General features: G+C 67.1%; 13 protein-coding genes. 8 read left to right on the plus strand and 5 right to left on the minus strand.

Annotated features, from left to right (window positions below; genetic code table 11):
* Positions 1–3: 3 nt before the first annotated feature.
* Positions 4–1,047 (minus strand): glycosyltransferase family 4 protein, encoded by a 1,044-nt coding sequence (locus AC5JDC_RS13290; RefSeq protein ID WP_495841762.1) that lies wholly within the window; start codon positions 1,045–1,047, stop codon positions 4–6.
* A 67-nt stretch (positions 1,048–1,114) separates the two neighbouring features.
* Positions 1,115–1,588, minus strand: coding sequence for a transcription elongation factor GreA (greA, locus tag AC5JDC_RS13295; RefSeq protein WP_106772279.1), 474 nt, complete (start codon positions 1,586–1,588; stop codon positions 1,115–1,117).
* Positions 1,589–1,874: 286 nt separating this feature from the next.
* Here greA and AC5JDC_RS13300 point away from each other — a divergent pair, with 286 nt between their 5' ends.
* A complete protein-coding gene (locus AC5JDC_RS13300) occupies positions 1,875–2,990 on the plus strand; it encodes a PQQ-dependent sugar dehydrogenase (protein WP_495841753.1) in 1,116 nt (371 codons plus the stop codon).
* Between the two features lie 94 nt (positions 2,991–3,084).
* Here AC5JDC_RS13300 and AC5JDC_RS13305 read toward each other — a convergent pair whose 3' ends face one another.
* Positions 3,085–3,630, minus strand: coding sequence for a tetratricopeptide repeat protein (locus tag AC5JDC_RS13305; protein ID WP_106772281.1), 546 nt, complete (start codon positions 3,628–3,630; stop codon positions 3,085–3,087).
* 82 nt (positions 3,631–3,712) lie between these two features.
* On the minus strand, positions 3,713–4,063 hold the full coding sequence (locus AC5JDC_RS13310; protein WP_495841754.1) for a DMT family protein: 351 nt from the start codon (positions 4,061–4,063) through the stop codon (positions 3,713–3,715).
* Between the two features lie 143 nt (positions 4,064–4,206).
* Between AC5JDC_RS13310 and AC5JDC_RS13315 the strand changes: the two genes are divergently transcribed.
* The 6 genes from AC5JDC_RS13315 (at position 4,207) to AC5JDC_RS13340 (ending at position 9,151) form a co-directional block, all read left to right on the plus strand.
* Positions 4,207–4,632 carry a DUF3775 domain-containing protein gene (locus AC5JDC_RS13315; RefSeq protein ID WP_106772283.1) on the plus strand — a complete coding sequence of 142 codons (426 nt, stop codon included), beginning with the start codon at positions 4,207–4,209 and terminating at the stop codon, positions 4,630–4,632.
* Positions 4,633–4,765: 133 nt separating this feature from the next.
* Positions 4,766–5,608: an extensin-like domain-containing protein gene (locus tag AC5JDC_RS13320; protein ID WP_495841755.1), complete on the plus strand. Its 843-nt coding sequence runs from the start codon at positions 4,766–4,768 to the stop codon at positions 5,606–5,608.
* Between the two features lie 118 nt (positions 5,609–5,726).
* On the plus strand, positions 5,727–6,488 hold the full coding sequence (locus tag AC5JDC_RS13325; protein ID WP_495841763.1) for an extensin-like domain-containing protein: 762 nt from the start codon (positions 5,727–5,729) through the stop codon (positions 6,486–6,488).
* Between the two features lie 80 nt (positions 6,489–6,568).
* Entirely contained in the window at positions 6,569–7,306 is a 738-nt protein-coding gene (locus tag AC5JDC_RS13330; RefSeq protein WP_495841756.1) for an LssY C-terminal domain-containing protein, read from the plus strand.
* Between the two features lie 45 nt (positions 7,307–7,351).
* The gene (locus AC5JDC_RS13335; protein ID WP_495841757.1) at positions 7,352–8,659 is read left to right on the plus strand and encodes a hemolysin family protein; all 1,308 of its coding nucleotides are present in this window, start codon (positions 7,352–7,354) and stop codon (positions 8,657–8,659) included.
* Between the two features lie 129 nt (positions 8,660–8,788).
* Positions 8,789–9,151: a hypothetical protein gene (locus tag AC5JDC_RS13340; protein WP_495841758.1), complete on the plus strand. Its 363-nt coding sequence runs from the start codon at positions 8,789–8,791 to the stop codon at positions 9,149–9,151.
* 338 nt (positions 9,152–9,489) lie between these two features.
* Here the strand turns inward: AC5JDC_RS13340 and AC5JDC_RS13345 are convergent, their stop codons facing one another.
* A complete protein-coding gene (locus AC5JDC_RS13345; protein WP_495841759.1) occupies positions 9,490–10,095 on the minus strand; it encodes an NADPH-dependent FMN reductase in 606 nt (201 codons plus the stop codon).
* 86 nt (positions 10,096–10,181) lie between these two features.
* Here AC5JDC_RS13345 and AC5JDC_RS13350 point away from each other — a divergent pair, with 86 nt between their 5' ends.
* Positions 10,182–10,592 carry a winged helix-turn-helix transcriptional regulator gene (locus AC5JDC_RS13350; protein ID WP_165816048.1) on the plus strand — a complete coding sequence of 137 codons (411 nt, stop codon included), beginning with the start codon at positions 10,182–10,184 and terminating at the stop codon, positions 10,590–10,592.
* Positions 10,593–10,730: the final 138 nt, after the last annotated feature.

Consider the following 10,730-nt stretch of genomic DNA (forward strand, 5'->3'; position numbering starts at 1 on the left):
CCCTTATCCGCCCCGCGCCCAAACCGCGTCGTAGACGCGCTCGATGCCGGCGGCCTCGCGCTCCAGGCGGAAGCAGGCGCGCGCCTCGACCAGGCCCTCCTGGCCGTGCCGCTTGGCCAGTTCGGGATCGTCGAGATAGCGGCGGATCGCCGCGGTGAGCGCCGCCCCGTCGCCGGCCGGCACCACCGCGCCGGTGACGCCGTCTTCCACCATCTCGGCATAGGCGCCGGCGTCGCTCGCCACGACGGCGGTCGCCGAGGCCATCGCTTCCAGAGGGGTGAGGCCGAAACCCTCGTTGCGCGACGGCGCGACATAAAGCGTCACGCGGCGGTACCAGACCTTTATGTCGGCGACCTCGCCCAGGAAGAGGATGCGTTTCTCCAGCCCGGCGGCGGCGATGCGGCGCTTCAGCTCGTCGGCGAAGGCGCGGTTCTCGGGCGTGACGCGGCCGGTGACGACGGCCGTCCAGTCGGGATATTGCGGCAGCAGCGCGATCATCGCGTCGACGAACAGGTCGGTGCCCTTCTGCGCCCTGACCCGTCCGAAGCAGCCGACGGCGTATTTCCCGGGCAGGCCGGCGGCGGCGAAGTCGTCGGCCGGCTCGCTGCGCGGGTGGAAGGCGTCGAGGTCGACGCCGTGCATCACCACCTGGTGCGGCACTTCCAGAAACCCGCCGGAGCGGGCGCTGGTGGCGATCACCGCCTCCATGCGCCGGATCAGGAATTTCGTGAAGGGCCTGTGGTCGCGCTGCGCGGCCGAGGTGAAGACCAGGTGCAGCGGCGCCCGCAGCACCGACTTCAGGAAAATCCCGGCGATCATCTCGACATTGCGCCGGGCATGCCAGATGCGCTTGCGGCCCGAGGCAGGCCGCAGCCACAGCGACGGCAGCTGCCGCGGCCGCAGCTTCGGCAGCGTGTCGGGCAGCCCCGGTCCGATTGTGGCTATGCCGAGGCGCGCTGCCTGAATCGGCACGAGCTGGACCACCGTGCTGGTGACGCCCGACAGCCTCTTCTTGAAGTGCGGGGCGATCACCTCGACGCGCGACATGTCGGGCGCCGCCGTTCCGTCCGGGGACGGTTGCGAAGGGCGGCCCATGCGCGCTGCTCCGGTCCGGTCAGACGAAGCTCAGCTTGACGATCTCGTAGCCGCGCGGGCCGCCGGGCGCATTGACCTCGACGGAATCGCCGACCTCCTTGCCGATGAGCGCGCGCGCGATCGGCGAGGAGATGGAGATGCGGCCGGACTTCACGTCGGCCTCCTGGTCGCCGACGATCTGGTAGGTCTTGGTCTCCTCGGTATCCTCGTCGACCAGTTGCACCGTGGCGCCGAACTTGATCTTGCTGCCCGACAGTTTGGAGATGTCGATCACCTCGGCGCGCGCCACCAGATCCTCGAGTTCGTTGATGCGGCCCTCGTTGAGGCTCTGCGCTTCCTTCGCCGAATGATATTCGGCATTTTCCGACAGGTCGCCATGCGAACGCGCCTCGGAGATCGCCTCGATGATGCGCTGCCGCTCTTCCTGCTGGCGCCAGCGGAGCTCCTCCTTAAGCGATGCGAAGCCACCAGCCGTCATCGGGACCTTGATCATTTCAGTTTCCGCTCCTAGTGCAGCCCCGCCACCCTGTCTGCGACCAAGCGGAGACAGGGCGGCGGGCAAAAAAAGAAAACGGTCCGCAAGCCATGGCGACGGAACCGTTCTCAGCTCATTCCGGCCCAATATAGCAATGTCCGGTGATTTTTCACGCCAAAAAAGCGGCGCTTCACAGGAGCGCAAGCCGGAATCGGCATGATTTCACCTCGTCTTGAACGGCGGGCCGCCGAAAGCGGGGTGAGCGCCCCTTGCACCGTCAGGCATAGGACCTAAGTCCGAACCCATGCGGCACTCCTCACGGCTCACTCTCCTCGCTTTCGCTCTCGCTGCCGGGATCCTGCCGGCCTCGGCACAGTCCACCGGCGGTTTCGACACGGAAGTCCTGGCGGACGGCCTGAACCATCCCTGGGGCCTGGACTTCCTGCCGGACGGCGGCGCGATCGTGACCGAGCGCCCGGGGCGGATGCGCCTCCTCACTGCCGGACAGCTCTCGGAGCCGGTCGCCGGGTTACCTGAGGTCGCGGCGCGCGGCCAGGGCGGGTTGCTGGATGTCGCGGTGTCGCCGAACTTCGCTGGGGATAGCTTGATCTTCTTCAGCTTCTCGGAGCCGGGCGCCGATGGTGCCGGTACGGCCGTGGCGCGCGCCAGGCTGGTCCGCGACGGGGCGAACGCCCGGCTGGAGGATGTTCGCACCATCTTCTCGATGAACAGGAAGACCCGCACGCGGCAGCATTTCGGCTCGCGGCTGGTGTTCGCTCCGGACGGCACCCTGTTCGTCACCACCGGCGACCGCGGCGACGCCGAGCGCGCCCAGGATTTCCAGGATCACGCCGGCGCGGTGCTGCGCCTCAACCCGGACGGAACCATACCGGAGGACAACCCGAAGCCCGACGGCTGGCTGCCGGAGCTGTGGTCGAAAGGACACCGCAACGTGCAGGGCGCGGTGTACGATCCGGTCACCGACGGCCTCATCGCCATAGAGCACGGCGCGATGGGCGGCGACGAGATCAACCGGGCGGAGGCCGGCAGGAACTACGGCTGGCCGGTCATCTCCTACGGCCGCCACTATTCCGGCGGGAAGATCGGCGTCGGCACCGCGGCGGACGGCTACGAGCAGCCGCTGCACTACTGGGATCCGTCGATCGCGCCCTCGGGCGCGGCCGTCTACCAGGGCGAGATGTTCCCGGAGTGGGAAGGCGACCTGCTGACCGGCTCGCTTAAATTCGACTATCTGGCGCGTCTCCAGCGCGACGGCAGCGGCGCCATCGGCGCCGAGGAGAAGCTGCTGGAAGGCGAGCACGGCCGCATCCGCGACGTCAGAGTCGCCCCGGACGGCTCCGTCTGGCTGCTCACCGACGAGCGCGACGGCGCGGTGATCCGCCTGTCGCGCGAGGATTGAGTGAGGGAGCAGTTTTTATTACTTTTTCGGCCCACGTGACTTCTGAGCTGCGGTGGCCCTTCTGCCGAAAAAAGTAAACTGTCCCCGGCGCCCTTCAGCCCTTGTACGCGTCGATCTGCGCCGCCAACTCGCGATACTCCTCGCAGGCCGTGCCGCAGCGCTTCTCGATCTCCGCAAGTTGGTTTTTCGCGGCCGCGACGTCGCCGCGCTGCAGATGCGCCTCGCCGAGATACTCGCGCACCAGCGTGTAATCGGGGTCGATCCGCAACGCCTCCTCGTAATAGCCGAGGCCGACGAGGATGCGGCCGGCCTTGCGATGCGAATAGCCGAGATAGTTGAGGATGCGCGGGTCGCTCTTGTTCACGGCGAGGCTGAGCACCTTGATGGCTTCCTCGTAGTCGCCTTTTTCGGCAAGCTGGCGTCCAGCCCCGTATAGCGTGTCGTCGTCGACGACGCCGCTCTTCTGGGTAACGCATTTCTTGGTCTTCTTGTCGTACACCTTGCCGGCGGAGCACTGCGGGACGCTTCCGCCGCCGCTGCTGCTGTCGCCTCCGCCGCCGCCCGCCGAAAGGGACGGGCCGGTCGCAAGCGGCACGGCGACGAGCAGGGTTGCGACGATGCTGGTTAGCCGAAGCTGCATTGGCCTTCTCCCGAGATGAAGCGTGGTCTCGACTTGTCAACGCCGCGGCACCGGCGGCTCTTCCAGGCCTGCCCTAAAAAGATCAGGCCCTGAAGATCAGCGCGGCGCCACCGCAGATCAGTGCGAAGCCGAGCAAATGGTTCCAGGTGATGCCTTCCTTCAGATAGAAGACCGAAAACAGCACGAAGACAACAAGGGTGATGACCTCCTGAATGGTCTTCAGCTCGGCCGCCGAATAGACGGCGTGGCCGATGCGGTTGGCCGGCACGGCCAGCCAGTATTCGAAGAAGGCGATGCCCCAGGAGAACATCACCGCTGCGACCAGCGGCGCCGACTTGAACTTGAGATGCCCGTACCAGGCGAAGGTCATGAAGACGTTGGAGGCGAGCAGCAGCAGGATCGGCAGTATCTTGGGAGAGAGGACGATGCTCATGGGACACCAGGGTTCGGAGGGACGCGCCATTTCGGCGGAAGCCCCGGCCCTGTCAATCACGCCGAAACGACGCGCCGATCGGCGCAGGTGACGTTGCCTGCAATTTCTGTATCATCCTGGACGGGCCAGCAGGGAGTTCGTCCGTGCAGAGGAAGTTCGACAAGGACTGGGACCTGACGATCGGGCCGGACACGGTGCGACTCTTCATCGAGAAGGCGAAGGCGATCAGCGCGGCGGTGAACGAGGACTATGACGGCGGGCAGGACCACGAGGTCGAGTTCGATGGCGACACTCTTGACAATCACCGCCACGACGGGCTTGCCGAAGAGGAAGCCGAGAACCTGACCGAGGAAGAGCTGCGCGAGCTCATCGACGACCTCAATGTCGACGAGGCGGCCGAACTGGTGGCGCTGATGTGGGTGGGGCGCGGCGACTACGAGGCCGCCGAATGGGCCGAGGCGGTGGCGGCGGCGCGCGAGCGCGGCAACCGACGCACATCGAAATATCTTCTCGGCATGCCGATGCTCGGCGACTGGCTCGAAGAGGGGCTGGAGGCGATCGGCGCCTGACGCGCAACCAAATTCCGGCCGTCGCCGTTCAGCGGCGATGGATGCACGAACGCTCGCGGCCAGAGTCGCCCTCCCCTGCCTTTGCGTTGTCCTTGCCGCTGTCCCGGCAGTCGCCCAGCAGCTTCCCGACACGGTGCCCGTGCCGCAGGTGCATGCGCCGCCGGCCGGCAATGTCGCGCCGCAGCGGCTGGGCGACGCGCCAGTGCCCGAGCCGCGGCCTGACAGGCCCTCAGACACCGCAGCCAAGGAGCCGCCGGCGCCCGCCGCTCCCGGGCCCAGAGACAAGGACGCGCAGCAAGACGCGGTCGATACACCCGCCGTTGCGCCGATCCCGCCGTCTGAGCCGCCCAGGCCTGACGCCGCCGGCAACGTCCCGACGCCGGAACCGGTGACGCCGCCCGATCCGCGCTCCGCCGAACGCCCGGCCTCGACCATGCCCGCCGAAGAAACCGCCTGCCGGCAGCGCCTGCGTGCGCGTGGCGTCGACTTCGCCGACCGTCCGGCCGAGCATGACGGGAGCGGCTGCTCCCTGCCCTACCCCATGGCGGTCAGCGGCCTCGGCGGCGGGGTCGCCCTGGAACCGGAAGCGCTGATGAACTGCGCCATGGCCGAAGCGGCCGCCCGCTTCGCTGCGGACGTGATCGCACCCACCGCGAAGCGCGAGTTCGGTGCGCCGCTGACATCGATCGCCCAAGCCTCCGGCTATGTCTGCCGGCCGCGCAACGGCAGCACGAAACTTTCCGAGCATGCTTTCGGCAACGCGCTCGACATCGCCAGCTTCACGCTGACCGGCAGCAGGAGGATCGACGTCATCCTGCGGCCGCAGGAAACCGAAGCCCGTTTCCTCGGCACGCTGCGCAAGGCGGCGTGCGGGCCGTTCAAGACCGTGCTCGGCCCGGGCAGCGATGCCGACCACGCCACGCACCTCCATCTCGACCTCGCGCCACGCAGGAATGGCGGCACGGTGTGCGACTGACCGCCACAATGGCGCCGCATGCGTGAACGCCGCCGCTGACCTTTCCTTTACGCTTGCCGCCTAGAGTCGCTGCCAACGGGACAGGGACAGTTTTCCGATGCGCATTCTTGTTCGGCGTATGCGCACGCCTGCGCGCGCCTGCGCGGCCGTGCTTGCCGTCATGCTCGCCGCCTGCAGCACCGACGACGTGATGTCGGTCAGGCCGCAGGTCGATGTCGGCACGCAGACGGCGGCCGTCGTGCCGGCCACCGGCCTGCAGCGGCTCGTTCCGTCGAATCCGATGATGACGGCCTATCCGCGCCTCAACCTGCCGCTGGAACAGCCCGACGTGATGCCGGCCGACGAGGTGAACTGCCGGCGTGACCTGAAGCGGCTTGGCGTGACTTTCCGCGACATCGAGCCTATCCGCGACGGCCCTTCCTGCGGCATCGACTGGCCGGTGGAGGTATCGGCGATCGGCGGCGTCCAGATGAAGCCGGCGGCCACGCTGAGCTGCTCCATGGCGGCGACCTTCTCGCGCTGGACCCGCAACGAGCTCGTGCCGGCGGCGCGCTGGCGCTATTTCTCCGGCGTACGCACCATCCACCAGGGCTCGAGCTATTCCTGCCGTAACATCCGCGGCTCGCGCGGCACGCCCTCGCAGCATTCGCTCGGCAATGCGCTCGACGTGATGCGCATCGAGCTGAACAACGGCAAGGACATCGACGTGCGCAAGCCCGGCTGGTTCGCCTTCCGCCAGCGCGGCTTCCTCAACACCGTGCGCGAGGACGGCTGCAGCTATTTCACCACCGTGCTCGGCCCCGGCTACAATGCCGACCACGCCGATCATTTCCATTTCGACATCAAGCAGCGCAGGAACGGCTACGTCGCCTGCCGATAGGCGGGGCGAGGTAGCCGGACGGGCTTCTTTCGGCCGGGTCGAACGCCGGCTATTCTCCCCTTGGAAGCAGGGGCGGCAACATGCGTCGCAAAGGCAAGATCTCGACCACGGCCACGGCGCTGCTGGCGCTCGCCGTGGCCTACGGCTCGCTGGCCTATTTCGCGCTGCCCGAATTCTGGACGCTGCGCGAACGGCATCTCGCCGACGGCATCGGCAGCTTCCTGACCACCACCCCGCAGGGCATCCCCGGCGATCCGATCAATGTCGGCCTGGTCGGCACCAAGCCGGAACTGCTGCGCGCCTTCGCCGCGTCGGGCTGGCGCGCCGCCGACGCCATCACATGGCGCAGTTCCCTCGATATCGGCCTCAGCGTCGTCTTCGACAGGCCTTATGCCGACGCGCCGGTATCGACGCTGATGTTCGAGGGTCGCCGCCAGGATCTGGCTTTCGAGAAACCGGCCGGCACCAGCGCCGACACCCGCCATCACGTGCGCTTCTGGCTGACGCCCCGGACCGATAGCGACGGCCGCCCCTTGTGGCTGGGCGCGGCGAGCTTCGACCGCGGCGTCGGCTTCAGCCACGACACCGGGCAGATCACCCACCACATCGGCCCCGACGTCGATGCCGAGCGCGACCATGTGATGGCCTCGCTCACCGAGGCGGGCGCCATCGCCGCTTCCGAGGAAATCGAGGGAATAGGGCCGACCCGGTCCGGCCGCAACGGCGGCGGCGACCGCTATTTCACCGACGGCATGGTGAAGATCGGCATTCTGCGGCCGCAAGACGGCATCGAACCCCCGGAAAATCGACAACCCTAAGACTGAGCCTTCCCGACAGGGGGTTGCGGATGCTAAGCAGCGTCCATGCTATACGTCGAAATCGGCATCGTGGTCGTCCTCATCTGCGTGAACGGCCTGCTGGCAATGTCCGAACTTGCCGTCGTCTCGTCCCGTCCCGCGCGCCTGAAGACGATGATCGACCGCGGCGTGAAGGGTGCCGCCAGCGCGCTGACGCTGGGCGCCAACCCCGGAAAGTTCCTCTCCACCGTGCAGATCGGCATCACGCTGGTCGGCGTGCTCTCCGGCGCCTTTTCGGGCGCCACCCTCGGCGATCGCCTGTCCGTGACGCTCGCCGAATCGGGCGTGCCCTCGCGCGTCGCCGACTGGCTCGGCGTCGGCATCGTCGTGGCCATCATCACCTACGCCTCGCTGATCATCGGCGAGCTCGTGCCCAAGCAGATAGCGCTGCGCAATCCGGAGGCCATCGCCTCGCGTGTCGCCCCGGCCATGCGGGTGCTGGCGACCATCGCCGCGCCGCTGGTGTTCCTGCTCGACATCTCCGGCCGCGGCGTGCTGCGGCTGCTCGGCCAGAAGGGAGAATCGGAGGAGAAGGTCACCGACGAGGAGATCAAGATGCTGGTCGCCGAGGCCGAGCACCACGGCACCATCGAATCCGACGAGCGGCGCATGATCGCCGGCGTCATGCGGCTCGGCGACCGCGCCGTACGGGCGCTGATGACGCCGCGCACCGACGTCGACTGGATCAACCTGGCCTGGGATGAAACCGCCATCCGCAAGGCGCTGATGGAAACGCCGCATTCGCGCCTGCCGGTCGGCGACGGCTCGGTCGACGACATGATCGGCGTGGTCCAGACGCGCGAGATCCTGGCCGCGCTCTTGGCCGGCAACAGCCTCGACCTCAGGCTGTACACGCGCGAGGCGCCGATCGTGCATGACCAGGCGGACGCCCTCGACGTGCTGACCACGCTGAGGGAGACGGAGGTGCCGGTCGCCCTCGTCCACGACGAATACGGGCATTTCGAGGGTGTCGTCACGCCGGCCGACATTCTCGAGGCCATCACCGGCGTGTTCCGCTCCGACCTGGAGGCGCAGGAGGAGCCTTCCGCGGTGCAGCGGGAGGATGGCTCCTGGCTGCTCGCCGGCTACATGCCGGCCGACGAGATGCGCGACCACCTCGGCATCGACGTCCCGGAGGACCGCGACTACGAGACCGTCGCCGGCTACGTGCTGTCCCATCTGCATCACCTGCCGGCCACCGGCGAATGCATCGACGTGCAGGGCTGGCGCTTCGAGGTGGTCGACCTCGACGGCCGGCGCATCGACAAGCTCCTGGTCAGCCGCCTGCCCGGCGCGCATCGCAGGGCGAGCTGAAACCGCCGGGGCGCAGCAAAATCAGCGGCTTGGCGGGCGTGGCTGAATCGAACCGGCAGCGTCTTGAATCAGTTCGGCAGCATCCTGGATCGATGCGTAACAGGCGCCAGCCGGTTTCCACCAATACGATTGGCCGAGGCCACCTGCGCATTCGTCGTCCCGATGGCGGGACAGGCCCAAGGCGGGAGTGCATCCGGCCATCAAAAAAGTTCCGGCCTTGATTCGGCCGCCTTTGATCCCTATTTGTTCGTCATCAGCCGCTGGCATCGGGTCGAAGGTTCTTCGGGATACGAGGTTAAGGTTCCCCGATCGGCGGCTGCATTGAATTCGATCGACGCCTTGCCGACCGTGGATGTATCGGCGGCATTGAGAGTCTCGGATGCGAGGGAAGCGGGCTTTCGGCCCGCTTTTTTGCTGTCCGGCACCGGCCTGCGGCCTGCATCAGCCTCTGACTCAAGCCCTGAGCCGCCCGGCGATCGCCGTGGCGCTTAAGACAATCTTCACCACCGGTCGGCAATGTCGCGGGCCTGCGGCGATGTAATGCGTACCGCGGCGCTTCGGCGCCCAGGCAACAGCCCGCTGCTTCGAAAGAGGCAGCGGGTTCTGCATTTTTGGGCCTCGGATAACCACGAAATCGGCATTGGTCCGCGACAGGCCCGGGACCTTGCAGCGGCGGCGGCCGGAAAGCCTTCTTGTCAGGATGGCAGGATCGGCGTTCGCCCGCGTCGTATGAACGGACTATACGGCTGCGCCTCTTCTCAAACGAAGGCGGGAGCGGTCTCGCGCCGCTCCCGCTCGATCCGGATCGACGTGGCTCGGATGCAGCCGCCTCAGGCGGCCTTGGCCTGCGCCGCCGCGGCATCCGCCTCGCGCGCCGTCTTCAGCGCCGTGGCCCACCAGGCGAGTTCGTCGAGCACAGCCTTGGCGTATTGGTTGAGATGCTCGAACTCTTCGAGCTTCTTGCTGCCGTTCATCACCTGCGCCATGTCGGCCCAGACGATGTGAACGGCGTTGCGGATGGGCGCCATCTGCAGCTCGACCGCATGCAGGCGCAGCTGCTCGACGGCGCGCGCCCCGCCGACGCCGCCATAGCCGACGAAGGCGGCCGGCTTCCTGTTCCATTCCGTGTAGGCGTAGTCGAGCGCGTTCTTCAGCACGGCGGTCGGGCCGCGGCTGTATTCGGCGGCGGTGAAGACGAAGCCGTCGAAGCCGGCCACCTTCTCCTGCCAGCGCTGCGCCACCTCGCTCTTCGACGGCACGTAGAGCGATGAGCCGACCTCGTCGAAGAAGGGCAGCGGGAAGTCGCGCAGGTCGACGACCTCCAGCTCGATGTCGTCGCGCTGCCTGGCGATATTGGCAAACCATTCGGCAGGCTTGTCGGCGAAGCGATTGGCGCGCGTGGAGCCTATCACAAGCGCGATTTTCGGTTTAGACATTGATCGTGACCTCTCGAAATCTGGTATCTTAAGGATACCGACGCTATATAAGATACCGAGACGAGACGCCGCAAGGAGGCACTTTCTTGAAACCAAGGCACCCGCATCACAGTGAGGACTGCCGAGCCGTCAGCGCCGTCCTGCAGCGCGTCGGCGACAAATGGACGGTCCTGGTAGTCACCAAGCTCGGCGGCGGCCGCATGCGCTTCAGCGAGTTGCGCGATGCCGTGGGCGGCATCTCGCAGAAGATGCTGACGGCGACGCTGCGCGGCCTCGAACGCGACGGCTTCGTCGTGCGCGAGCAGTTCCCCACCATTCCGCCACGCGTCGAATACGAACTGACCGCGCTCGGCCGCGAATTGCTGGAGCCCGTCACCGTGCTGGCCGAATGGGCGCGCCGCAACGGCGAGCGTGTAGCGCAGGCGCGGTCGCGATTCGACGGGACGAGCGGCGGCAAGAGCTGGGGAATAGAAGAAGAAGCGACAGCAGGGCAGTAGGAGGCGAGCGCGAGGCCTCGAACCCGTCAAGTATTCGACCGAGGTCGGGTCTCTGCATGCGGGTTGGCGCCACTTGCCGGGAGCCTACTGCCCTACTGCCCTACTGCCCTACTGCCCTACTGCCCTACTGCCCTACTG

This window comes from Kumtagia sp. (assembly GCF_059502445.1).

Bases quoted from the DNA above. Each gene is read 5' to 3' on its own strand.
- AC5JDC_RS13310 (WP_495841754.1), bottom strand. From the start codon at position 4,063: ATGAGCATCGTCCTCTCTCCCAAGATACTGCCGATCCTGCTGCTGCTC.
- AC5JDC_RS13345 (WP_495841759.1), bottom strand. From the start codon at position 10,095: ATGTCTAAACCGAAAATCGCGCTTGTGATAGGCTCCACGCGCGCCAAT.
- AC5JDC_RS13335 (WP_495841757.1), top strand. From the start codon at position 7,352: ATGCTATACGTCGAAATCGGCATCGTGGTCGTCCTCATCTGCGTGAAC.
- AC5JDC_RS13305 (WP_106772281.1), bottom strand. From the start codon at position 3,630: ATGCAGCTTCGGCTAACCAGCATCGTCGCAACCCTGCTCGTCGCCGTG.
- AC5JDC_RS13290 (WP_495841762.1), bottom strand. From the start codon at position 1,047: ATGTCGCGCGTCGAGGTGATCGCCCCGCACTTCAAGAAGAGGCTGTCG.
- greA (WP_106772279.1), bottom strand. From the start codon at position 1,588: ATGATCAAGGTCCCGATGACGGCTGGTGGCTTCGCATCGCTTAAGGAG.
- AC5JDC_RS13300 (WP_495841753.1), top strand. From the start codon at position 1,875: ATGCGGCACTCCTCACGGCTCACTCTCCTCGCTTTCGCTCTCGCTGCC.
- AC5JDC_RS13330 (WP_495841756.1), top strand. From the start codon at position 6,569: ATGCGTCGCAAAGGCAAGATCTCGACCACGGCCACGGCGCTGCTGGCG.
- AC5JDC_RS13325 (WP_495841763.1), top strand. From the start codon at position 5,727: ATGCGCACGCCTGCGCGCGCCTGCGCGGCCGTGCTTGCCGTCATGCTC.